Origin of the sequence: Allobosea lupini, from assembly GCF_900109525.1 — a bacterium.
In the GTDB taxonomy this organism is placed as follows: Bacteria; Pseudomonadota; Alphaproteobacteria; order Rhizobiales; family Beijerinckiaceae; genus Allobosea; species Allobosea lupini.
Genome location: NZ_FOAN01000014.1, coordinates 48,974 through 70,288, shown reverse-complemented (window position 1 = coordinate 70,288; position 21,315 = coordinate 48,974). Strand labels below are relative to the sequence as shown.

21 protein-coding genes and 1 tRNA gene are annotated in these 21,315 nt (G+C 65.1%); 12 read left to right on the top strand and 10 right to left on the bottom strand.

What is annotated here, in order from left to right:
- Window positions 1-4: 4 nt before the first annotated feature.
- The 3 genes from BMZ21_RS27605 to BMZ21_RS27595 all read right to left on the bottom strand — a co-directional run bounded on the left by BMZ21_RS27605 (window position 5) and on the right by BMZ21_RS27595 (window position 3,667).
- Window positions 5-2,287 carry a glycosyltransferase family 4 protein gene (locus BMZ21_RS27605; protein WP_091842441.1) on the bottom strand — a complete coding sequence of 761 codons (2,283 nt, stop codon included), beginning with the start codon at window positions 2,285-2,287 and terminating at the stop codon, window positions 5-7.
- Window positions 2,284-3,240 (bottom strand): class I mannose-6-phosphate isomerase, encoded by a 957-nt coding sequence (locus BMZ21_RS27600; RefSeq protein WP_208862386.1) that lies wholly within the window; start codon window positions 3,238-3,240, stop codon window positions 2,284-2,286. Before BMZ21_RS27600 ends, BMZ21_RS27605 begins: the two co-directional genes overlap by 4 nt.
- 163 nt (window positions 3,241-3,403) lie before the next feature.
- Window positions 3,404-3,667 carry a hypothetical protein gene (locus BMZ21_RS27595; protein ID WP_091842438.1) on the bottom strand — a complete coding sequence of 88 codons (264 nt, stop codon included), beginning with the start codon at window positions 3,665-3,667 and terminating at the stop codon, window positions 3,404-3,406.
- 415 nt (window positions 3,668-4,082) lie between these two features.
- Here BMZ21_RS27595 and BMZ21_RS27590 point away from each other — a divergent pair, with 415 nt between their 5' ends.
- Window positions 4,083-4,307, top strand: coding sequence for a hypothetical protein (locus BMZ21_RS27590; protein WP_091842436.1), 225 nt, complete (start codon window positions 4,083-4,085; stop codon window positions 4,305-4,307).
- An 827-nt stretch (window positions 4,308-5,134) separates the two neighbouring features.
- Here the strand turns inward: BMZ21_RS27590 and BMZ21_RS30130 are convergent.
- From BMZ21_RS30130 to BMZ21_RS27580, 3 genes are all read right to left on the bottom strand, one after another.
- Window positions 5,135-5,560, bottom strand: a complete 426-nt coding sequence (locus tag BMZ21_RS30130) for a hypothetical protein (RefSeq protein WP_143079829.1) — start codon at window positions 5,558-5,560, stop codon at window positions 5,135-5,137.
- A 185-nt stretch (window positions 5,561-5,745) separates the two neighbouring features.
- Window positions 5,746-6,503 (bottom strand): IS5 family transposase gene (locus BMZ21_RS27585; RefSeq protein WP_091842540.1). Its coding sequence is split into 2 segments (ribosomal slippage): window positions 5,746-6,170 and window positions 6,170-6,503, totalling 759 coding nucleotides; the frame shifts between segments, so codons are not numbered across the junction.
- 240 nt (window positions 6,504-6,743) lie between these two features.
- Window positions 6,744-6,818, bottom strand: a tRNA-Gly gene (locus BMZ21_RS27580).
- Between the two features lie 371 nt (window positions 6,819-7,189).
- Between BMZ21_RS27580 and BMZ21_RS27575 the strand changes: the two genes are divergently transcribed.
- The 4 genes from BMZ21_RS27575 (at window position 7,190) to BMZ21_RS27560 (ending at window position 10,793) form a co-directional block, all read left to right on the top strand.
- Complete coding sequence (locus tag BMZ21_RS27575) at window positions 7,190-7,717, top strand: prolyl-tRNA synthetase associated domain-containing protein (protein WP_091842433.1); 528 nt, start codon at window positions 7,190-7,192, stop codon at window positions 7,715-7,717.
- An 87-nt stretch (window positions 7,718-7,804) separates the two neighbouring features.
- Window positions 7,805-8,704, top strand: a complete 900-nt coding sequence (trxA, locus tag BMZ21_RS27570) for a thioredoxin (RefSeq protein ID WP_091842431.1) — start codon at window positions 7,805-7,807, stop codon at window positions 8,702-8,704.
- A gap of 20 nt (window positions 8,705-8,724) precedes the next feature.
- Window positions 8,725-9,396, top strand: coding sequence for an LON peptidase substrate-binding domain-containing protein (locus BMZ21_RS27565; RefSeq protein ID WP_091842429.1), 672 nt, complete (start codon window positions 8,725-8,727; stop codon window positions 9,394-9,396).
- The gene (locus tag BMZ21_RS27560; protein WP_091842538.1) at window positions 9,387-10,793 is read left to right on the top strand and encodes an MFS transporter; all 1,407 of its coding nucleotides are present in this window, start codon (window positions 9,387-9,389) and stop codon (window positions 10,791-10,793) included. The genes BMZ21_RS27565 and BMZ21_RS27560 overlap by 10 nt, the downstream gene beginning before the upstream one ends.
- A 165-nt stretch (window positions 10,794-10,958) precedes the next feature.
- Here BMZ21_RS27560 and BMZ21_RS27555 read toward each other — a convergent pair whose 3' ends face one another.
- The gene (locus tag BMZ21_RS27555; RefSeq protein WP_091842426.1) at window positions 10,959-13,352 is read right to left on the bottom strand and encodes a transketolase-like TK C-terminal-containing protein; all 2,394 of its coding nucleotides are present in this window, start codon (window positions 13,350-13,352) and stop codon (window positions 10,959-10,961) included.
- A 121-nt stretch (window positions 13,353-13,473) separates the two neighbouring features.
- On the opposite strand from BMZ21_RS27555, the gene BMZ21_RS27550 reads away from it, so the two are divergent.
- Window positions 13,474-13,956 (top strand): Lrp/AsnC family transcriptional regulator, encoded by a 483-nt coding sequence (locus BMZ21_RS27550; RefSeq protein WP_091842424.1) that lies wholly within the window; start codon window positions 13,474-13,476, stop codon window positions 13,954-13,956.
- On the opposite strand, the gene BMZ21_RS27545 is transcribed toward BMZ21_RS27550, so the two are convergent.
- On the bottom strand, window positions 13,953-14,954 hold the full coding sequence (locus BMZ21_RS27545; RefSeq protein WP_091842421.1) for a GlxA family transcriptional regulator: 1,002 nt from the start codon (window positions 14,952-14,954) through the stop codon (window positions 13,953-13,955). The two genes, BMZ21_RS27550 and BMZ21_RS27545, sit on opposite strands and share 4 nt — an antisense overlap.
- Window positions 14,955-15,017: 63 nt before the next feature.
- Between BMZ21_RS27545 and BMZ21_RS27540 the strand changes: the two genes are divergently transcribed.
- On the top strand, window positions 15,018-15,329 hold the full coding sequence (locus BMZ21_RS27540; protein ID WP_091842419.1) for a DUF1272 domain-containing protein: 312 nt from the start codon (window positions 15,018-15,020) through the stop codon (window positions 15,327-15,329).
- Between the two features lie 3 nt (window positions 15,330-15,332).
- On the opposite strand, the gene BMZ21_RS27535 is transcribed toward BMZ21_RS27540, so the two are convergent.
- Window positions 15,333-16,496 carry a patatin-like phospholipase family protein gene (locus BMZ21_RS27535; protein WP_091842417.1) on the bottom strand — a complete coding sequence of 388 codons (1,164 nt, stop codon included), beginning with the start codon at window positions 16,494-16,496 and terminating at the stop codon, window positions 15,333-15,335.
- A 217-nt stretch (window positions 16,497-16,713) separates the two neighbouring features.
- Here BMZ21_RS27535 and BMZ21_RS27530 point away from each other — a divergent pair, with 217 nt between their 5' ends.
- The 5 genes from BMZ21_RS27530 (at window position 16,714) to BMZ21_RS27510 (ending at window position 20,042) form a co-directional block, all read left to right on the top strand.
- Window positions 16,714-17,496 (top strand): 3-hydroxybutyrate dehydrogenase, encoded by a 783-nt coding sequence (locus BMZ21_RS27530; protein WP_091842414.1) that lies wholly within the window; start codon window positions 16,714-16,716, stop codon window positions 17,494-17,496.
- Window positions 17,497-17,506: 10 nt separating this feature from the next.
- Window positions 17,507-18,253 (top strand): acetoacetate decarboxylase, encoded by a 747-nt coding sequence (locus tag BMZ21_RS27525; protein WP_091842536.1) that lies wholly within the window; start codon window positions 17,507-17,509, stop codon window positions 18,251-18,253.
- 73 nt (window positions 18,254-18,326) lie between these two features.
- The gene (locus BMZ21_RS27520; protein WP_091842412.1) at window positions 18,327-18,923 is read left to right on the top strand and encodes a hypothetical protein; all 597 of its coding nucleotides are present in this window, start codon (window positions 18,327-18,329) and stop codon (window positions 18,921-18,923) included.
- Window positions 18,920-19,486 (top strand): hypothetical protein, encoded by a 567-nt coding sequence (locus BMZ21_RS27515; protein ID WP_091842409.1) that lies wholly within the window; start codon window positions 18,920-18,922, stop codon window positions 19,484-19,486. Before BMZ21_RS27520 ends, BMZ21_RS27515 begins: the two co-directional genes overlap by 4 nt.
- The gene (locus BMZ21_RS27510) at window positions 19,479-20,042 is read left to right on the top strand and encodes a hypothetical protein (RefSeq protein WP_143079828.1); all 564 of its coding nucleotides are present in this window, start codon (window positions 19,479-19,481) and stop codon (window positions 20,040-20,042) included. The genes BMZ21_RS27515 and BMZ21_RS27510 overlap by 8 nt, the downstream gene beginning before the upstream one ends.
- Here BMZ21_RS27510 and BMZ21_RS27505 read toward each other — a convergent pair.
- Window positions 19,990-21,291, bottom strand: a complete 1,302-nt coding sequence (locus tag BMZ21_RS27505; protein WP_091842403.1) for a hypothetical protein — start codon at window positions 21,289-21,291, stop codon at window positions 19,990-19,992. The genes BMZ21_RS27510 and BMZ21_RS27505 overlap by 53 nt on opposite strands.
- Window positions 21,292-21,315: the final 24 nt, after the last annotated feature.

Genomic DNA, 21,315 nt, shown 5'->3' with positions numbered 1-21,315 from the left:
AGGCTCAGGCGTGCAAGACCCGAAGCGGCGCCAGTTTCGGGCGGTCCCCACTCATGCGGGAGAGCTGGCGAATCTCGGCGAGGCTGAGAAGGTAGGATACCACGGATTCACCGCCGCGGTTCTCATTCGGCCGATCGCGGTGGAGACCATCGCGGCAGGCGCCGGTTTCAAGATCGACGAGCGGTGTCGACAGGTCGTTCTCGCCCATGAACCAGGCGAAGGCGCGCAATGCTTCCGTCCGCCATTGCGCGTCACCATCGGCGCGCCAGGCGGCGAGGCAGGCCGAAATGGTCGCCGTGGCCTCCAGAGGCTGCTGGTCGAACGCCTTCGGTGGGCTGAGCCTGTCGCCGAAGCTCTCCGAACCCACCGGTCGGAACAGGCCGGCAGGTGTGCTCTGCACCCCAACCAGCCAACGCAGCGAGCGCAAGCCGGCATCGACATAGGCGGGAACCTGCATCGAAAGCCCGGTGGCGATCAAGGCCTGTGGCAACCGCGCGTTGTCATAGGAGAGCCCTTCCTCGAACCAGACCCAGTCCGGCGTCTGGACCGTCGACAGCAGGGCGAGCAGACGGTCCGCCAGCAGGGTGCGCAGCTGGATGGTGGAGGATGGCGCGGCGACCACGGCGCAGTAAGCGTCGAGGCCGAGCAGGGCGAATCCCCAGGCCCGAGGCGAACTGAAGCTCTCGGCCGCGGGCAGCGCTTCGGCGAACAGCGCCGCGGCCCAGCGCCGCCGTGACGGGCTGGTGTCGCTGCGCGCGCATTCGCCGAGAGCCCAGAGCGTCCGGCCATGGCTGTCTTCCGAGCCGACCTCCTCGAGCCAGCGCCGATCGAAGCTCATGAAGTTGCGGAAGCGCCGCGCCTGCGGATTCCAGGCATGCTGAACGAAGGAGGCGAACCGCGCCGTCAGAGGCTCGGCTAGGTGCCGCTCGCCGGCGCTGCCGAGAAGGCAGGACAGCAGCAGCGCCCGGGCATTGTCGTCGACGCAGTAGCCGTGTGCGCGGTCCGGCACGGAATGAACGGCGTGCTGGAAGAGTCCAGTGTCGTCGCACATGCAGTGCAGGTGATCCGTCCGCAACTCCGGCGGCGCGGAAGGCAGAAGGGGTGGTCTTGCCTGCGCCGTCCCCGCAACCACGTTCAGCAAACGGCTGCGCCGCGCCGTCTCGAATGTGCTGAGATAGCGCTTTGCGGTCTGCTCCCATGTCATGGAGCGGCTGCTGGCATAGGCGCGCCGGCGCATGGCCTGCCGCCTGGTCGAGTCGGTCAGCAATCCTGCGATCTCGTTGCCGGTCGCGACGACGTCGCTGAACGGCACCAGCACGCCGCGGCCATCGGCGAGCAATTCCTGGGCATGCCAATACGGCGTCGAGACGACCGCTTTTCCGAGCCCGAAGCTGTAGGCCAGCGTGCCCGAGGTCATCTGCGCCTCGTTGAGATAGGGCGTGACGTAGACGTCGCACATTGCGATGAAGCCGAGCAGCGTCTTGCGGTCGACGAATTGATCGAGGAAGACGACGTGGTCCTCGATGCCGAGTTCATGGACGCGCTTCTGCAGGCCGATGCGATAGGTTTCGCCCTGCTCGCGGACGAGATGGGGGTGGGTGGCTCCCAGGACGACATAGACGGCATCGGGCCGGCGTCTCAGGATCGACGGCATCGCATCGATCATCACCTCGATGCCTTTGTTGGGCGACAGCAGACCGAAAGTCAGGATCACCGAGCGGCCGGCGAAACCGAGCCTGGCCTTGGCCTCGTCAGGCTCGACAAAGGCGAAATCGGGGATGCCATGCGCGATCACCTCGATCTTGTCGGCGGGAAGCCGGTAGATGTTGCGCAGCATGTCGCGGCCTTTCTCCGCCATGACGACGACGCGCGACGAGGCATCGACGATCCGCTCCATGACGCCGCGCTGCGCGGGGCTCGGCTTCGACAGGACGGTATGAAGCGTGGTGACAACCGGCATCGTCAGCCGTGCCAGCAATCCGGCGATATGCGCGCCCGCTTCGCCACCGAAGATGCCGAATTCATGCTGCAGCGAGACGATGTCGAACCGGCCCTCATTCAGGAAGTCGGCAGCGCTCGCATAGTCCTCTATCCGCTCGTCGCGGATCTGGAACCCGACAGAGCCTGGATAGTCGTAACCGTCGCCATCGTTCATCGCCACGATCGAGGTCGCCAGATCGGGGGCCGATGCGGCGACCGCCTGCTGCAGATCCGTGGTGAAGGTCGCGATGCCGCAGCGGCGTGGCAGCGAATTGCCGATGAAGGCGATCCTGTCGAGTGCGGTCATGATCGTGCCTCTACGGTTGGACTCTGCACTTTCGCCAGGGCGGCGAGTAGCAGGGGCCGGTGACTCGTGCTGTGGGCCGGGATGGTGGGGTTTCGAGCTGCGATCGGCCGCAAAAGGTCGCGCTTGGGCAGGGCGGCGTCATAGGCGATCAGGCAGGTCAGGCCCGTTCGTCCGGCGGCGAGATGCGTTGTCTCGTCCTGCACGAAGCAGCCTTCGCCCATGTGCGCCCGCCACGGCCCGATCCGGCCCTCTCCGGCGATCACCAGCAGCCAGGTCTCGGCCTGCGCGCGCAATTCCCATAGGGATTCCGGCGGAAGCTCGAAGCGCTCGAGGGTGAAAAACGAGGTCGCCAGAAGCAGCGTCCTGGCGTCGCTCAGCCGGCGCGCCGGCATCTGTTTTGCAGCTGGTCCGGCATAGGCGGCGGCAACACCGAGCTCGATATGGAGCTCGCGCTGGCGCCCTTGATCGAACAGGCGGAAGGTCGTGTCACTGCGCTGCTGAATCTCGGCGAGCACGAGGCCCGGACCGATCGCGTGGATCGTCCCCGCCGGCACGAAGATCACATCTCCCGCCACCGCGGTTCGCCACGACATGCGCTCGGCAATCGAGCCGTCCTTGATAGCGTCTCGCAATTGCGCCTGCGAGAGCGATGACTGCAAGCCGAGCGCCACCATGGCACCGGGCTCGGCAGCGAGCACATACCAGGCTTCGGTCTTGCCGCGGGCAAGCCCCATCGCGTGGGCTGCCTCGTCATCCGGATGCACCTGGATCGACAGCGCCTCGCGTGTGAACAGCAACTTGAGCAGCAGAGCGGGGTCAAGAGCCGAATCGTCGCGCTGTAACCAGATTTCGCCGATGGCGACGTCATGATGATCGATACCGCTCCATGGCTGGAGGTAGTGTGACCCCCAGGGTTTCGGCACGGCCTGCAAGCGAGCCAGTTCGAGGGCCATGGCGAACTCCAATATCGCCGGGCTTCGACGGTTCGACGGGATTGTCGAATGAGGCTGCGGCGGGGCCGGCAAGGCATGGATTTCGGCGAAGGGACCGTTCTTTGCGGGCCTTGTCTTTACATGGGCGACCGACCTTCGGCCCGGACCGTTCAACTCCTGCCGATCAAGGCAGCCGCTGGTCCTTTTCAAGGGCTGCAGCGAGATAAGCCGGCTCGATCGGAATCATCTGGTGTAAGGACCCGGGCATTCCGATCGCCGGCAAATGGATGAAGCCGCCCACACGCCGCCAGGCCAGCCTTGAAGCGCTCTCGATCGATTCCTCGTCATAGTCGACCCGGTATTCCCCGGCCGGCAGCGGTGCCTCGAAGTCGGGCAGCAAGAATGGGCGCGAAAAGTGGACGGAGACCTGCGTGGTGCGATTGGTCACTGAGGTCTCCTTCCTAAACAACGATCCAGTCGGAGGTTTCCGACGAACGGGGAAAGGCGTGCCAGGCGACTGCCCGACCGCTCCTGGCCAGCATTTCAATACCGACCGATCACGCTCGGATATGGGATAAAGTTCATCTGTTACAAGGTCAAAAAATAATTATCTCTCAAAAATTCTCTTAAATGCAGTTATGTTCTCATATTTTTCTAATGATCACTTTCCTTATAACGTTGATCTCGTGCGACAATATCTCCATTCCTAAGGATTTGGTCGCATATTATTTTTTGCCTCTACCGATTCAAGCGATGATTTCCCATATCGAAGGCTCGCTACGCTTGCAGACAGGGACATGATTGGCAGGCTGTCATCCCGAGCGTGTGCGGTGTGCCCGCCCTCGCGCAGAAGGAACCGACCCATGGCTCGTTTGATTACGAAGACAGGACAGCGCGCCGAGATGGTCTGCGATATGTCGACTGAGAGATCGGGCAAGCTCATCTGCGACCCGAGCATATTGATTCTCGCCGACCTTCAAGGCGACCTGATGCTCGAGACCGACGACGGTGGGCGGTGCCATATCAGGATCACGTCGATCGGCGCGGACCATCTGACGTTTGCAGGGCGTGTGATTGAACGCGTCTGAGGTGAGGTTTCGGCGATAGCCGGTGTCTCAGCTCTGCTGACGATCGGACTGTGGAAGTCACTTAGCGAACGGAACCAGGCAGTGCGCCGTCGTGTGAGCTTGGCAGGCATGATTTCGGAGCCCGGTTCAAGATCGCGCCGCGAATGCAAGGGCTGGGCATATTCGCCAGAGCAGCATTTCGGAACCAGCAATGACCAACGTCATGTCGCAAGCGATTTATCATTGAGTTCCAATATGTTGAAAGCATTCAACGTTGGCGTCTCTGACAGCCCTGCTGCGCCCGGGTTCAAATTGAACGGTCACGCCAAACTTGTAGGCGCCCGCCGATCTCGAAGGCCCGCGAACCGCTTAATCTGCAACCGCCGTGTAACCCTGCCGATTTCACCCGATTTCTCATCCTAATTGTGGCGAGGCGCCCCGCATGTTTCCTTCCTCGGAGAGGTCAATACTCTTGAAGGAAACGCTTCGTGGAACTCCGAGAAGGCGAGAAGCTGATTACCCTGAAGCAGGCATCCGAGGCGCTCGGACTGCCGCTCTTCAAATTTTATCGGGCAGCCAAGGCGGGATAAATTTCGACCTACACGCTCTTCAACTCTCGAAAGTACGTCAAACTTCGTGAGATTAGCGAAATTATCGAGAAGAGTAGGACTTCGGCAGACATCTCAGCGAGCTTATGAAATCCTCCGGATCTGTGGCCTGCTGCCGGTTCTGTGGACGGTCAGTTAAGCTAATCCAACAACGAATGAGGGGAACGGCATTCAACCGATTGTCAGTTCCCGCTGTCTCGGCAAGACTGTCAATGAAAACAACAATTCCGTCATACGCACTTATTCGACTGTTACGGCAAAATTAAATCTCGCGCAGCCCGAACCCCATAATTCTTTTCCGCAAATGTATAAGACATAATTGTCTTTCCCGAGAAAATTCATTTTCGGAATATAATAGTATGTCGTTTCTCCAATTTGCTTGAGCGTGCCATTCGACGGCTGCTTCATGACAACGATGCGATGTAATTCACGCCCATTGAGCATTCGAGAAAACGAGTGCCCGCACCCCTCCTGATCTGTAGTAACAACCATTTCGATCTTGTCGTTCGAATGCATGTACCATTGTATTGGTCCGCTGGCATGGCATTTCGCCGTTGCTGATTTGGACAGACTTGTTAGCACCAAAATCAATAATAGGGCAATCAATGTCTGATGGGTAGTTGCAGCAAAGCGCCGTGAAGACTGGATATTTCTATAGAATATCATGTAATCATCCGGCGAAAAATCGATATTCGACGACCGTGTAACTTTACCGGATTTCAATTACGCTCCAGTAAATTTACAATTGGAAGATTTAATTATCTTGCGTTAGATTCGTAGATTAAACAAGCGAATTCGAGCCCTCTTCTATGGCGCGCCACCTCGATCGCCCGGTGCTCTAGGATCCGGACTCACAACCAGTAGCTGACAGTGGCCGCGATGCAGACGGCTGCGAGGAAGTTGACGGCTTTTCGGTCGTATCGCGTGGCGACGCGTCGGAAGTCCTTGATACGGCAGAACATGCGCTCGATGGCGTTTCGGTCGCGGTAGAGCACGGGCGAGAAGCAGTTCTTCCAGCGGCGGTTCGCCTTGGGCGGGATGTTCGGCATGGTGCCGTTTTCCTCGATCTGTCGGCGGATGGCGTTGCTGTCGTAGCCCTTGTCACCATGCAGAATGCGAGCAGCCGGCATCTGCTCCAACAGGGCCGAACCTGCCGTGCAATCGGCAACCTGGCCGCCGGTGAGCAGGAACGCGATGGGCCGGCAGTCGCAGTCGGTCAGCGCGTGGATCTTGGTCGTGCGGCCGCCACGCGAGCGCCCGATGGCTTGGTTCCGCTCCCCCCTTTTCCGCCCGAGGCCGAGCGGTGCGCCTTCACAGCGGAGGAGTCGATGAGCACCTGGGCGGGAGGACCACCGGCGCTGGCCAGCGCATGGAAGAGATCGACCCAGATGCCCTTGGCGGCCCAGCGCACATAGCGATTGTAGAGCGTTTTGCTTGGCCCGTAATCCGGCGGCGCATCGATCCAGCGCCCGCCGGACTTCAGGACATGGACGATGCCGCTGATCACCCGGCGGTCATCAATGCGCGGCTTGCCCCGTGTGTCGATTGGCAAATGCGGCTCGATCCGCGCGAATTCCGCATCCGTCAGCCAGAAGCGATCGGGGTTCATCATGACTTCCTTTCGGAAGTCGTGAATCACGCCATGACGGCGGCGCCAACAATTTTATGGGTCCGGACCCTAGCGGGGCGCATTTGAGGAGCCCGGCACGACTTCGAGCCTAACTTGTAACCGCGAGGTAACCACGGGCTTTCGCGGCACTTCGGAAATCGCCCCGAACCACTCAGACCCAAAAAGCAAAAAGCGCCGGGAAACCCGACGCTTACGTGCCTCTCAAACCTTGAGATTGTCTGGAGCGGGCGAAGGGATTCGAACCCTCGACCCCAACCTTGGCAAGGTTGTGCTCTACCCCTGAGCTACACCCGCATCCGAGACAGTCGCGCCGTGTTGGCGGCGCGGCCGGTTTATTGCCCAACGGGACGAGAAGCGCAAGCGCCTTGTTGCAATTTTCTGATGGTCGCGTGACAGGCCCGCAAAACCGCCGAAGAAACAATGCCATAACGCGGACAAGCGCTGGATGCGCCTTCAGCTTTGTCGATCCGCTAGCGATATGATGGAAAAACAGCTGTTATCCTGGGCGAGTCGGGCGCCATCTCGACGCGAGCGATGTCGCGTCGCTCTATGCCGCGCGGAGTGATGCGAAGGGGCATCTGACCTGCTTCACGCCTCGCATCGCTTGCCTGCGCCGGCCGGCGGCCTTAGGCATCGCGCAGCTTCCCTGTCCTGACCGGCCGAGCATGCCCACGCCTCTCACTCCCGACGCTCTCATCGCCAAGCTCGATGAGCTCGGCATCAAGACCGAGCGCATCGACCATGTCGCGGTCTTCACCGTCGCCGAATCGAAGGAACTGCGCGGCAAGGTTCCCGGCCATCACACCAAGAACCTGTTCCTGAAGGACAAGAAGGGCAGGCTCTTCCTGGTCTCGGCGCTGGAGAGTACGCGGATCGACCTGAAGCGGCTGCACGAGCGGCTCGGCGCCAGCGGGCGGCTGTCCTTCGGCTCTGCCGAGCTGCTGATGGCGACGCTCGGGGTGACGCCCGGCTCTGTCACCGGCTTCGCCGTCGTCAACGATCGCGCCGGAGACGTCACCATGGTGCTCGATGCCGCGCTGATGGATGGCGAGCGCCTGAATTTCCATCCTCTGGTCAACACTGCGACGCTCGGCATCTCCAGAGACGATATGCTCGCCTTCCTGCGTGCGGTCGGGCACGAGCCGATGATCATTGACCTTCCGACACCGCCGGATGATGGACAGAACGGCTGAAGCCACCCATCTATGGGGTGGCCCGCCATGCGGGCATCAGGTTTTTTCGATTTCCACGTCGACAGAGTGCTAGGTGAAGGACGAGCCATGCTGGTCAATGGCGATGCGGCCCCGGCCAAGGGGCTGATCAAGGACACGACGACGCAAGGCTTCCGCCAGGACGTCATCGCCGAATCGATGAACCAGCCGGTGCTGGTCGATTTCTGGGCGCCATGGTGCGGCCCGTGCAAGCAATTGACCCCGGTGATCGAGAAGGTGGTCAACGAGGCCGGCGGCAAGGTCAAGCTGGTCAAGATGAACATCGACGAGCACCCGGCGATCGCAGGCCAGCTCGGCATCCAGTCGATTCCGGCGGTGATCGCCTTCCAGCGCGGCCAGCCGATCGACGGCTTCATGGGCGCGCAGCCGGAGAGCCAGGTCAAAGCCTTCATCGAGAAGCTCGTGGGGCCGATGGGGCCCGGGCCGATCGAGGAGGTTCTGGCGGCTGCGGCGGAGGCTTTGGAGGCGGGCGACGCGGCAGGCGCAAGCGAGCTCTATGCCGAGGTGCTGGCGGCCGAGCCCGAGAACATCACGGCGATCGCCGGCATGGCGCGCCTGCATCTCGACGCCGGCGATATCGAGGGGGCCAAGGGCTTCCTCGCCATGGTGCCGGAGGCGAAGGGGCAGGATCCGGCGGTGGCGGCGGTCCGGGCCGCGGTCGAGCTCGCCGAGCAGGCCGCCTCGCTCGGCGATACCGCCGAGCTCGAGGCCAAGGTCGCGGCCAACCCCAAGGACCATCAGGCCCGCTTCGATCTCGCCTTGGCGCTGAATGCGCGCGACAAGCGCGAGGAGGCGGTCGATCATCTGATCGCGATCATCAAGGCCGACCGCACATGGAACGATGACGGCGCGCGCAAGCAACTGCTGCAATTGTTCGAGGCCTGGGGGCCGATGGACGAGCACAGCGTTGCCGGCCGTCGCAAGCTATCGGTCCTGCTGTTTTCGTGAGGAGAGAGGAGCGCGCGCTGATGGGCATGAACGCGGTCTATTCCGGGCCTGAGGACTGCCCGGCGGTGATCCCGCTGTTTCCGCTCGCCGGCGCGCTTCTGCTGCCGCGCGGGCAGATGCCGCTCAACATCTTCGAGCCGCGCTATCTTGCCATGATCGACGATGCGCTGCGCACGCACCGCGTCATCGGCATGATCCAGCCGGAGCCGGACAACGGACGCCAGGCGCAGGTTCCGCCGCTGCTGCAAGTCGGCTGCATCGGCCGGATCACGCAGTTCGCCGAGACGGGCGACGACCGCTACGTCATCACGCTGACCGGCATCTCGCGCTTCCGGCTGGAGGAGGAACTCTCCGTCACCACGCCCTATCGCCAGGGCCGGGTGTCCTATGGCGATTTCGCCGTCGATTTCGAGGCGCGTGCCGGCGAGGACGAGGTCGACCGCACCGGCCTCATCAAGGCACTGCGCAGTTTCGCCAAGGCGAACGAGCTCAAGATCGACTGGAAGGGCGTCAACGAGGCGCCGAACGAGGCGCTGGTCAACGCGCTCTCGATGATGTGCCCGTTCGGGCCGCGCGAGAAGCAGGCGCTGCTGGAGGCCCCGAGCCTGAAGACCCGGGCCGAGGTGCTGGTCGCGATCACCGAGATCGAGCTGGCGCGCGGCGGCTCCGACCCGGACACGACATTGCAGTGAGCGCCGCTTCCCTGCCTGCCGCCAGCGACCAGCCCGCGACCTATCCGCCGCGGCGCTCGGTCGTCGCCTGGATCTTCTTCGACTGGTCGGCGCAGCCCTTCTTCACCCTGGTCACCACCTTTGTCTTTGCGCCCTTCTTCGCCTCGACCCTGGCGAGCGACCCGGCAGAAGGGCAGGCGCTCTGGGGCTATGCGACGGGCCTTGCCGGGCTCGCCATCGCGCTGCTCTCGCCGCTGCTGGGTGGCATCGCCGACAGGACCGGGCCACGCAAGCCATGGATCGCGGTGTTCGGCGCCATGCTGGTCCTGGGCTCAGGCATGCTCTGGTACGCCAAGCCGGGTTCGCCCTGGGCGGTGACGATCGCGCTCTGCGGCTTCGTCATCGGCACGATCGGCGCGGAATTCGCGACGATCTTCAACAATGCGATGATGACGCGCCTCGTCCCGCCGGAGCGGCTCGGGCGCCTCTCCGGCACCGGCTGGGCCGTCGGCTATCTCGGCGGGCTGATCTCGCTGGCGCTGACGCTCGGCTTCCTCGCGGCCGATCCGCAGACCGGCAAGACATTGGCCGGCCTGTCGCCGCTGTTCGGGCTCGATGCCGCCGCTCGCGAGGGCGACCGCTTCTCCGGGCCGCTCACCGCACTCTGGTTCGTGATCTTCGTCACCCCGATGTTCCTGCTCACGCCGGACTCGCCGCGGACCGGCATCCCGCTGAAGGAGGCGGCGGCCGGTGGATTCTCCCATCTCAAGGCGACGATCACCGAACTGCCCTCTCTGCCCGGGCTCGGCCGCTTCCTGCTCGCGAACATGATCTACCAGGACGGGCTGGTCGCGCTCTTCGCCTTCGGCGGCATCTATGGCGCCGGCGTCTTCGGCTGGCAGACGATCGAGCTCGGTGTCTTCGGCATCCTGCTCACGGTCACCGGCACGCTCGGTGCCTGGGCCGGCGGCAAGCTCGACGATGCGATCGGCGGCAAGACTGTGATCCTCGGCGCCATCGCCTGCCTGCTCTTCGCCTGCATCGGCATTCTCTCGCTCGGGCCGGGGCAGGTCGCCTTCGTCATCGAGGCGGCGCCGGCTGTGCCGGGCGACGGGCTCTTCGCCTCGCTGCCGGAGAAGGTCTATCTCGGCCTAGGGCTGCTGATCGGCTTGGTCGCCGGCCCCTTGCAGGCCTCTTCGCGCAGCCTGCTCGCGCGCATCGCGCCACCCGCCCGGATCGGCGAGTTCTTCGGACTGTTCGCACTCGCCGGGAAGGTGACCTCGTTCATGGGGCCGACGCTGGTCGCGCTGGCGACGACCGTTTTTGCGAGCCAACGCGCGGGCCTGGCGGTGCTGATCGGCCTCTTCCTGACGGGTGCGTGGCTGATCGCGGGCGTGAAGGTGAAGCGGGGCGGCTGATCCGAGGCGCAAGGAACCCTCTACTGGAAGGAGAGGGCAGGGTGAGGTGTGGGCGGTTTGACCAGTTCCGCGAGCGCTCACCGCGGCTATGTTGCAGCTAACGATTTCACTCCGAACACCTCACCCCTGCCCTCTCCTTTCAGGAGAGGGGTTCCGTGTTGCGCCTTACGGCAGCGCTTTCAGATACCTGACCGGCCGGCCCGGGGCGGCGGCGTTCGCCGCGTGCACGATCGCGTTCGCGTCGATGCCGAAATGGCGGTAGAGGTCGGCGACGGTGCCGGTCTGGCCGAAATGCTCGACGCCGAGCGCCTTCTGCCGATGGCCGTGGACGCTGCCGAGCCAGGCCAAAGTCGCCGGATGCCCGTCCAGCACCGAGACGATGCCGCAATCGCGCTGGAGATCGCCGAGCAGGCGCTCGACATGGCTGGTCGCCTCATGGTTGCCGCGCTGGCGCGCCCGCTCGGCCGCCTGCCAGCCGGCATTCAGCCGGTCGGCCGAGGTGATCGCGAGCAGGCCGACATCGCGCCGGTCCTCGGCAAGCAGGCCGACAGCCTCGATCGCCTCGGGCGCGACGGCGCCGGTATAGGCGATGACGACGGAGGCATTCGGGCCGGGCTTCCTCAGCCAATAGGCGCCGTCGATGATGTCGCGCTCCAGCTCCGGCGTCATCGCGCGCTTGGGCTGCTCGACCTGGCGGGTGGAGAGGCGCAGATAGACCGAGCCGCCGGTCTCGTCGCGCAGCCAGGTGCGCTCGTCCGGATCGCCCTCGCCATCCTTCTGCAGGTATTCGAACGACCAGCGCATCATCACGGCGAGTTCGTCGACGAAGGCCGGCTCGAAGGCGCAGAGCCCATCCTGGCTCATGCCGATCAATGGCGTCGCGATCGACTGGTGGGCGCCGCCCTCGGGCGCCAGCGTGACGCCGGCCGGAGTCGCCACGACCATGAAGCGGGCGTCCTGGTAGCAGGCATAGTTCAGCGCATCGAGACCGCGCGAGATGAAGGGATCGTAGAGCGTGCCGATCGGGATCAGCCGCTCGCCGAAGATCGAGTGCGACAGGCCGAGCGCGGAGAGGTTTATGAACAGGTTCATCTCCGCAATGCCAAGCTCGATATGCTGGCCCTTGGGCGAGAACTCCCATTTCTGCATCGAGGGGATGCGCTCGTCCTTGAAGGTGTCGGCCATCGAGGCCCGCGCGAACAGGCCACGCCGGTTGACCCAGGGGCCGAGATTGGTCGAGACGGTGACGTCCGGCGCCGTCGTCACGATGCGGTCGGCGAGCGGGCCGCCGAGCTTCGCCAACTCGTCCAGCACCTTGCCGAAGCCAGCTTGCGTCGACATCGTCGCCTGGATGCCTGCCCCGAGCCTGGCCGGGACCGGCAGGGCCGGAGCCGAATGGCGCCGGCGGCCTTTGGCGAAGAACGGCACCTTGTCGAGGAAGGCGCGGATTTCCTTCTCGGGCAGCGCCAGCCCCTCGAACAGGTCCCATTCATGGCCGGGCCGGACCTTGTTGGCGGCCTTGAAGCCTTCCATCTGCTCCTTGGTCATCAGGCCGGCATGGTTGTCCTTGTGCCCGGCCAGCGGCAGGCCGAAGCCCTTGACCGTATAAGCGAGGAAGCAGACCGGCCGGTCATGCGTGATGCCCTCGAACGCCTCGAGCAGCGAGGGCAGATCGTGGCCGCCGAGATTGCACATCAGCGCCGAAAGCTCGGCGTCGGAGCGCTTCTCGATCAGCCTGGTGACCGGGCCCTGGTCACCGAGATCGTCCATCAGGCGCTTGCGCCAGGCGGCGCCACCCTGGAAGGTCAGGGCCGAATAGAGCTGGTTCGGGCAGGAATCGATCCAGGCCTTCAGCCGCTCGCCGCCCTTTTCCTTGAAGGCAGCCTGCTGCAGCGAGCCGTATTTCAGCGTGACGACGTCCCAGCCGAAGGCGCGGAACATCTGCTCGATCCGGTCATAGAGGCCCTCGCGGACGACGGCGTCGAGCGACTGACGGTTATAGTCGATCACCCACCAGGTGTTGCGCACACCGTGCTTCCAGCCCTCCATCAGGGCCTCGAAGATGTTGCCCTCGTCGAGCTCGGCATCGCCGATCAGCGCGACCATGCGCCCCTCCGGCGTGTCGCCGCCCCAGCCATGCGCCTTCACATAGTCCTGGACCAGCGAGGAGAAGAGCGTCTGCGCGACGCCGAGGCCGACCGAGCCGGTCGAGAAGTCGACGTCGTCGATGTCCTTGGTGCGCGAGGGATAGCTCTGCGCGCCCTTGTAGCCGCGGAAGTTCTCGAGCTTCTCCCGCGTCTGCAGGCCCATCAGATAGTTGATGGCGTGGAAAATGGGCGAGGCGTGCGGCTTCACCGCGACCCGGTCCTGCGGCTTCAGCGCGGCCATGTAGAGCGCCGTCATGATCGTCGCCAGCGAGGCCGAGGAGGCCTGGTGGCCGCCGACCTTCATCCCGTCATCGTTCGGGCGGATGTGGTTGGCGTTGTGGATCGTCCACGAGGCCAGCCAGAGAATCTTCTTCTCCAGCTCGGCGAGGATGGGCAGACGGGGATCGGACATCGCGGTGCTCCTTGGGCCGGGACATCATGCACAATTGCCTTGGGGAAGGCAGCTAAAGACCGCCTCGCCGGCTGACGGATTTGGCGGTTTCCGCTAACCTGTCGCGGCGAGGCGAGGGAAAATGCCAGAGTTCAAGCTCGACGAGATCGATCGCCGCATCGTCCAGGCCTTGCAGGTTGACGGTCGCATCAGCGTGCAGGAGCTGGCCGGCAAGGTTGGCCTCTCGCCCAGCCCCTGTGCCAGGCGGGTGCGCCTGCTGGAGGAGGCCGGGATCATCGAGGGCTATGTCGCCATCGTGAACCAGGAGAAGCTCGGCCTGCCCGTCTCGGTCTTCGCCTCGATCAAGCTGGAGCGCCAGCGCGAGGAGGAGCTCGACCGCTTCGCCGCCGCGGTGTCGCGCTGGCCCGAGGTCGCCGACTGCTATCTGATGACCGGGCAGCGCGACTATCTCCTGCGCATCATCGTCAGCGACCTCGCCGCCTATGAGCGCTTCCTCAAGGACAAGCTGACGCGGCTCGACAATGTCGCCTCGATCGAATCGAGCTTCGCGCTCGGGCGGGTGAAGCGCTCCTATTCGGTGCCGGTGGAGCTGGGGCGCAGCTAGCCGGTGCGCGCGTGGCCAAAGCGCGTCCGATACTCGCCCGGCGCGACCCCATAGCGGCGCAGGAAGGCGCGGCGCAGACGCTCGTCGTCGCCGAAGCCGGCGCGCACCGCGACCTGCTGGATGCCGATATCCGTTTCTTCAAGCAGATCGCGGGCAAGATCGAGCCGGACCGCCTCGACCGCCTTGGCGGGGCTGATGCCGGTCTCCTGCGCATAGACCCGGGCGAAATGGCGTGGGCTCATTGCCATCACGCGGGCGAGCTCCGGCACCGAGAGGTCGCGGGCCGCATGCTCGCGCATATGGGCGTGCAAGCGCTCGAAGCGCCCGGCGGCATCTCGCGACTGGCGCTGCAATTCGCCGCTGAACTGTGCCTGGCCCCCAGGGCGCTTGAGGTAGAGCACGAGGTCGCGGGCCAGATCGAGCGCGGTCTTGCGGCCGAGATCCTCCTCGACCATTGCGAGCGCCATGTCGATCCCGGTGGAGACGCCGGCCGAGGTCCAGATCCGGCCATTGCTGACGAAGATCGCGTCCGGCATGACCGTCGTCGCCGGATGGGCCGTGCTCAGGCGCTCGGTGTATTCCCAATGCGTCGTCGCCTCGCAGCCGTCGAGCAGGCCGGCGGCGGCGAGGATGAAGGCGCCGAGACAGATCGAGCCGAGGCGGCGGACCTTGCCGCTCTGATCGCGCAGGAAGGCGAGCAGCGCCGCCGAGCCGGCAGCGTCCAGCGCCGAGCGCCCGCCTGAGACCAGCAACGTATCGATTGGCCGGGCCGCAGCCTCGGCGAGGCGGATGCTCGGCAGCGGCACGCCGGCATCGGTCTCGACCGGGCCGCCGTCCTCGGAGGTCAGGATAATCTCATAGACTGCGCTGCCGTCGGCGCGTTTCGCGTCGTTGAAGACCTGCAGAGGGCCGGTGACGTCGAGCAGCTTGGTGCGCGGGAAGAGCATGATGACGACGCGGATCCGCGCCGTGACAGGGATGGCAGGAAACGAGGTCATCTTGTCATTTATGACATCGTCCCCTCATGGCATCCAGTCCCTGCGACGAGAGGGAAAGATGCCATGCTGGAGCTGCGGCCGAACTGCGAACTCTGCGATTGCGACCTGCCGCCAAACTCGCTGGAGGCGCGGATCTGCAGCTATGAATGCACCTACTGTGCGGAGTGCGCCGAGAAGACGCTGGAAAACGTCTGCCCGAGCTGCGGCGGCGGCTTCGTGCAGCGGCCGATCCGGCCGGTTGGCGACTGGGGCGGGCTTGGCCTTGGCCTGGCGAACCGCCCCGCTGGCACGAAGCGCCACCATTCGCAATGGACGCAAGAACAGCGGCGCGAGCGGACCGAGCTGCTTCGCTCCACGCCGCCGCAGGAGCGCTGACGCTCAGCGCCGCTCGAAATCGCGATGGACGTCGTGGGTGACGATCCCCGCGCCATCCGGCGGGATCGTCAGCCAGTCCTTGCGGGTCAGCGTCTGCTTGGTGTCCTCGTAGCCGGAGTGCCAGTGGTCGCTCATTGAGGTGCGCGAGAACTCGTGGTCCTTGGCATGGCTCTCATAGCTCTTCTGCTGGTAGATCAATTGCAGGATGGTGTGCTCGGGGATCAAGGCGAGCTCGTCGCGGAGCTTGCGATCCTCTTCGTTCAGGGCGTCCTCGGGGATGTGGCTGAGAGCCTCATGGGTCTTCTTCTTCCAGCCCTGCAGGGTCTGGAACAGGTCGGTGACCATGCGGGTGCGCGAGGAGTACATGATGTCCTTGTGGCGCCCCATCACGTCCTGCATTGTCCGCGGGATCGGGCCGCGTGAGGAGAACAGGTCGACCTGGAAGATCAGCGAGTTCAGCGTGTCCTCCTGGGCGAGCAGATGCGACAGCGGCGTGTTCGAGACGATGCCGCCATCCCAGTAATGCTCGGTGCCGATCTGGACGGTCGGAAATGCCGGCGGCAGGGCGCCCGAGGCCATGACGTGCTCGGGCGCGATCTCCTCCTGGGTGTTGTCGAAATAGACGAAATTTCCCGAGAGCGCGTTGACGGCGCCGACCGAGAAATGGACCTTCTTGCTGTTGATCAGGTCGAAATCGACCAGCTCGAGCAGGGTCTCGCGGAGCGGTGAGGTGTCATAGAAGCTGGTCGCGTCGGTGGCTCCGGCCGGCGCCAGCCAGGCATTGGTGCGCCGCGGCTCGAAGAAGCCGGGCTGGCCGAGCATGGTGGTCAGGAAGGACGAGGTCGCATTGCGCGCCTGACGGAAGATGTCGCCCTCGGGCGTGAACCACCAGACCTTGCGGTCGGTGATGCGGTCCCAGAACTCCTGCAGCCGTTCGATGCGCCGCTCGCGCGGATTGCCGGCGATGATCGCCGCGTTGATCGCGCCGATCGAGACGCCGGAGACCCAGTCCGGGGCTATATCGGCCTCGTGCAGCGCCTGATAGACCCCGGCCTGGTAGGCGCCGAGCGCGCCGCCGCCCTGGAGCACCAGCGCGACGCGGTCGCAGCGCTCCGGGCGCCAGCCGAGATAGCGGTCGGTGGAGGACGGCGCAAAAGGGGCGTTCATGGCGCGGATTCCGTTCGCTCGATCGTCAGGAAGAGCTGGAGTTGCCCATGTCTGGGGGGCGGGCGGTGACAGGCATGTGACGCGGATGGCACCAGATATCGGTGTCATTGTCCCGTCAGGCAAGCTTCATCGCCCCGTCAGCTTGCTCTTCCACCTCAGCGGCATGGACCTTGCGACGCAGCTTCGCGTCGCAGCCTCGTGGCTGGGGAGATCACGCATGCTCAAAGGCAAGACGGCCGTCGTCACCGGCTCGACCTCCGGCATCGGCCTCGCCATCGCCCGCGCCTATGCGGCGGAGGACGCCAACATCGTCATCAACGGCTTTGGCGCGCCGGAGGCGATCGAGCAGGAGCGCGTTGGCATAGAGGCCGATTTCGGCGTGAAGGCACGCTATTCGCCGGCCGACATGGCCCATGGCGGGGCGATCGCTGCGATGATCGCCGAGGCGGAAGCCGAGTTCGGCGGCGTCGACATCCTCGTCAACAATGCCGGCATCCAGTTCGTCGCAGCCATAGAGGAATTCCCGGTCGAGAAATGGGACGCGATCATCGCGATCAACCTCTCGGCTGCCTTCCATGCCATCCGTGCGGCGCTGCCGGGCATGAAGCAACGCAAATGGGGCCGGATCATCAACACGGCCTCGGCCCATGCGCTGGTCGCCTCGCCGTTCAAATCGGCCTATGTCGCGGCCAAGCATGGCATCGCCGGGCTGACCAAGACGGTCGCGCTGGAAGCGGCGACCTTCGGTATTACCGCCAACGCGATCTGTCCCGGCTATGTCTGGACGCCGCTGGTCGAGAAGCAGATCCCCGAGACCATGGCGGCGCGCAATCTCACCAAGGAGCAGGTCGTCAACGACGTGCTGCTGCACGCGCAGCCGACCAAGCAGTTCGTCACCAGCGAGGAGGTGGCGGCGCTCGCTGTCTTCCTGGCTTCCGATGCGGCAAAGTCGATCACCGGCGTCATCCTGCCGGTCGATGGCGGCTGGACCGCGCAGTGAGGGCATCGCCATGAACCGCCAGCAGATCCTCGACCTGCCCTCGATGCCGCTCGCCGGGCCGAGCTATCCGGCCGGGCCCTATCGCTTCATCGACCGCGAATACATGGTGATCAGCTACGAGACCGATCCGGAGCTGATCCGCCACCACCTGCCCGAGCCGCTGATGCCGACAGCGCAGCCGATCGTGCATTACGAGTGGATCAAAATGCCGGATTCCTCCGGCTTCGGCACCTATACCGAGACCGGCATCGTCATCCCCTGCCTGTTCGGCGAGGAGGAGGTCAGCTTCGTCTCGCAGATGTATCTCGACATCGAGCCGCCGATCTCGGCCGGCCGCGAAATCTGGGGCTTCCCGAAGAAGTACGCCCATCCCAAGCTCGAAGTGGTCAAGGACACCCTGACCGGCACGCTCGAATATGCCGGCCAGCAGGTCGCCATGGGCACGATGGGCTACAAGCACGAAAGCCTCGCCGGCAACGGCGTGAAGACCACCGCGATGCTGACCAAGACGCAGGTCAACCTGAAGATCATCCCCGGCGTCGACGGCGAGCCGGAGATCTGCCAGCTCGTCGCGCTCAACCTCACCGACATCACGGTGAAGGGTTCCTGGATCGGCCCGGGCCGGCTCCACCTGATCCCGCACGTCAACGCGCCGGTCGCCGATCTGCCGGTGCGCAAGGTGCTGGGTGCGCATCACTTCATCGCCGACCTGACGCTGCCCTTCGGCCGCAAGATCCACGACTACATGAAAGGCTGATACTGCGGGTTGCACTCGCGGCCGCGCCGACTATCTTGCCGCGCCGGGGGGCGCGAAGGATCTCAGTGCGCGCATGATTGTCTCCTGGCTGGCGGGCTTGCGCCAGGCCATCAGCTCGAAGCTCACGATCGGCATCGGCGGATTGCTGGCGCTCGCCATCACCTCCGGCCAAAGCCTGCTCGAAGCGCTGGAGCCGCCGGTGCTGCCGGCGCTCGCCGCCGGCACGCCGCTCGATGCCGGCCGGTGGCGCATCGCGCTGCATGAGGCCAGGCTGACGACGCAGTCGCGGCCGGACGGACCGCCTGCGCCCGACGGCGCGCAGTTCCTGGCGCTCGATCTTGACGTCGGCAATCGCAGCTCTGAAACCGACAATACCTTCGCGCGCATCCTCATCGTCGATCCACCGGTCGAGGGGCTGCAGCCCAGTCCGACCTTCTGGCTGATGCGCGACAAGGCCATGCTGAGCGCCTTGCAGCCGGGCTTGCCCGAGCGCGTGCAGGTGATCTGGCGGCTGGCGCCCGGCGCGAAGCCGCCGGAGCGATTGCGCCTCGTCGTCAATGGCGAGACCTTCAAGCCGCGCGACAATCTGCTCGCCGCGCCGGGCTGGTTCAACCGCAAGCCGATCGCGGCTGCCACCCTGCCGGTCGCCCGCGTCGAGGTGAAGCCGTGAGCGGTGCTTTCGCCAAGCTCGGCGCGCTGGTGCTGGCGGCCGTGCTGCTTGTCGGCATGCAGCGCTATACGCCGGGCTATGCCGAGATCACCGGGCCGATCCCGCTTACGGGTAAAATTGGCGAGACGCTGACCGGCCGGACTTTCTCGGTGCGGGCCGATAAGGTGCTGCTCGCCGAGAGACTGCGCTTCAAGGCCTATGGCCGCGAGGTCGAGCGCGATACGGGCGGGGTGTTCGCGCTGGTGATCGCCGCTCTCGAAGCCCAGCCCGCATCAGTCAATGTCGGCAGCGCGATCTGGCGCAGCGCGCAGGGTGCGCGTTTCGTCGCCAGCCCGCGGTTTCAGGGCGCGCCGCGCCTGCTCGGAACGGACCGGCTCGAGCCCGGCCTGCCGCAGCGGGGTCTCGTCATCTTCGAGATCCCGCGCGAATCGGTCGCGGGCGCGACGCTGCTGGTGGCCGCCTCGCGCTGGCCGCGGCTGGATACGCAGGCGGAGATCGCCTTGCCCGCGACGCTGGACACGCCTGCGCCGCTGATCGACCTGAGCGAGCTCGCCTATGAGTGAGGCTGTGGTCTCGCCGAGTGTCTTGCGGATGCGGCGTATCAGTCTTTGGGCGCTGCCGATGGCGCTGGCGCTCGGCATTGTCCTGCAATCCCATGAGAATGCGTGGGAGTGGTGGCGCTCGCGAGAGCTCTTCGCGCGGGAGGTCCCGGCCAGCACCGCAGCGAGCCTTGGCGGCGCCGACTGGAAGCTGATGGGTCTGCGCCGTGTCGCCGAGCGAGCGGATGGCCGGGCCGTCATGCTGCTCGACATGGAAGCGGTGGTGCGCGATCCCGAGGCTTTCGCCGTGCTGCCGTGCCGGCTGGTGCTGGAAGCGCCGGACGGACGGCGCTGGTCGCCGCAATTCCTGACGCCGAGCGAGGTCAATCGCCTGCCGGAGCGGCGTGGTCGGACCATTCCGACCTGCACGCAGGCGCTGGCGAGCAAGCCGACCGCCGGCGTGACACTCAGAGTCAGCGAGGGCTTCGTGCTGCCGGCCGGGATGGACCGGCAAGTCAGGCCGGTGCTCAGCCTGCCGGCCGGGCGGCCGCACTATCTGCGCTTCGAGATTCCGGGCTAGCGCCGCTACGGCTCTGCGCGGCGACGGCGGTCTCCATGACTGCCGCCAGCAGGCAGATGCGCAGGCTCTCGACCAGGATGCCGCCGCGGATTTCGCTGGGGCCGCCGAGCAGGAAGGCGATGGCGTTGGCGATCACCTGCCAACTGTCGAGATCGAGCGGGCCGATCAGGAGAGTAAGGCCGATCCAGAGCCAGGCTGCGGCGAAGCCGATGAAGCGATAGCCGACGACGAGCGCGATCAGCACCGAAAGGCTGGCGCCGAAGGCGAGACGGACGCTGTTGACGACCGGCAGATAGCGCGAGCGATAGCCGCCGATGAAATGCTCGGCGAAGTCGCGAATAGCCTTCGGCGCCGCTTGCCAGCGCGCCAGAGCGGCGGCGGCGCGCCGGTCGCGGGCGAGCGCGGACGGGTCCTTGGCGTCATAGCCATAGACCGTCGCGGCCATCAGCAGCCAGACCAGCGGTAGCAATGCATAGAGGAAGAGGCTCTGCAGGCTGGTGCTGAAAGGCGGTGCAGCGAGGTCGATCGCCTCCGGCGTCGCCGCCTGGGCCTTGCCGATCAGCGACAGCGTCCAGTCCTGGATGTGCCGGAGATAGGGCAGGGCGACGGTCTTGAGCCAGGTCCAGGCCGTGTCCTTCCAGCGGGACAGGGCGTAGAGGCCGACGAAGATCCAATTGGCATCGCAAGCGATCACCAGGAACTGCCAGAAGGGCGAGGGCCGACGGCTCTGGGCGGCTTTGGCGAGCTTGCGCACCAGCCAGGCAAGGCCGATGGCGAGCGCGAGCCAGAGTGAAAGCGGCACGGCGAGGACATCGAGCTTCTCGCCGAAGCCGGCTTCCGACAGCGCCCTGACCGAATAGTCGCGGACGGTGTCGCCGAGAAAGCCCCAGGCGGCGTAGTAGGCGAAGAACGGGACGAGGGCGAGAGCCACGAGCCCGATCACGGCGCGCGCACCGGCCGGCTGCGGTGTGTCGGGCTGCTGGCTCGCGCCGGCGATCTGTAGGGCCGAGACCGCCGGCAGATAGGGCCGCAAGGCGATGAACATCAGCACGGTGACGACGAGCTTGGCGAGGACCAGCAGCGCGAGCATGGCGAAGCCCGCGAGGCTGTTGAGATAGCCGAGCCTCACTGCCAGCGGCAGCAACAGCTCATTGGCAATGGAGCCGAGCGTCGCGAGCAGCAGCAGGACGGGCCAGGCCTGGCGCCAGAGCCGGAGGAAGAGGCGGGCGAGGCCGACGGTCTCTTGCATGGGCTGGGTTGTACAGGCTCATCG

Excerpts from the sequence above, each read along its gene's own strand:
- BMZ21_RS27605 (WP_091842441.1), bottom strand. The coding sequence starts at position 2,287 with ATGACCGCACTCGACAGGATCGCCTTCATCGGCAATTCGCTGCCACGC.
- BMZ21_RS27600 (WP_208862386.1), bottom strand. The coding sequence starts at position 3,240 with ATGGCCCTCGAACTGGCTCGCTTGCAGGCCGTGCCGAAACCCTGGGGG.
- BMZ21_RS27590 (WP_091842436.1), top strand. The coding sequence starts at position 4,083 with ATGGCTCGTTTGATTACGAAGACAGGACAGCGCGCCGAGATGGTCTGC.
- BMZ21_RS30130 (WP_143079829.1), bottom strand. The coding sequence starts at position 5,560 with ATGATATTCTATAGAAATATCCAGTCTTCACGGCGCTTTGCTGCAACT.
- BMZ21_RS27575 (WP_091842433.1), top strand. The coding sequence starts at position 7,190 with ATGCCCACGCCTCTCACTCCCGACGCTCTCATCGCCAAGCTCGATGAG.
- trxA (WP_091842431.1), top strand. The coding sequence starts at position 7,805 with ATGCTGGTCAATGGCGATGCGGCCCCGGCCAAGGGGCTGATCAAGGAC.
- BMZ21_RS27565 (WP_091842429.1), top strand. The coding sequence starts at position 8,725 with ATGGGCATGAACGCGGTCTATTCCGGGCCTGAGGACTGCCCGGCGGTG.
- BMZ21_RS27555 (WP_091842426.1), bottom strand. The coding sequence starts at position 13,352 with ATGTCCGATCCCCGTCTGCCCATCCTCGCCGAGCTGGAGAAGAAGATT.
- BMZ21_RS27550 (WP_091842424.1), top strand. The coding sequence starts at position 13,474 with ATGCCAGAGTTCAAGCTCGACGAGATCGATCGCCGCATCGTCCAGGCC.
- BMZ21_RS27545 (WP_091842421.1), bottom strand. The coding sequence starts at position 14,954 with ATGACCTCGTTTCCTGCCATCCCTGTCACGGCGCGGATCCGCGTCGTC.
- BMZ21_RS27540 (WP_091842419.1), top strand. The coding sequence starts at position 15,018 with ATGCTGGAGCTGCGGCCGAACTGCGAACTCTGCGATTGCGACCTGCCG.
- BMZ21_RS27535 (WP_091842417.1), bottom strand. The coding sequence starts at position 16,496 with ATGAACGCCCCTTTTGCGCCGTCCTCCACCGACCGCTATCTCGGCTGG.
- BMZ21_RS27530 (WP_091842414.1), top strand. The coding sequence starts at position 16,714 with ATGCTCAAAGGCAAGACGGCCGTCGTCACCGGCTCGACCTCCGGCATC.
- BMZ21_RS27525 (WP_091842536.1), top strand. The coding sequence starts at position 17,507 with ATGAACCGCCAGCAGATCCTCGACCTGCCCTCGATGCCGCTCGCCGGG.
- BMZ21_RS27520 (WP_091842412.1), top strand. The coding sequence starts at position 18,327 with ATGATTGTCTCCTGGCTGGCGGGCTTGCGCCAGGCCATCAGCTCGAAG.
- BMZ21_RS27510 (WP_143079828.1), top strand. The coding sequence starts at position 19,479 with ATGAGTGAGGCTGTGGTCTCGCCGAGTGTCTTGCGGATGCGGCGTATC.
- BMZ21_RS27505 (WP_091842403.1), bottom strand. The coding sequence starts at position 21,291 with ATGCAAGAGACCGTCGGCCTCGCCCGCCTCTTCCTCCGGCTCTGGCGC.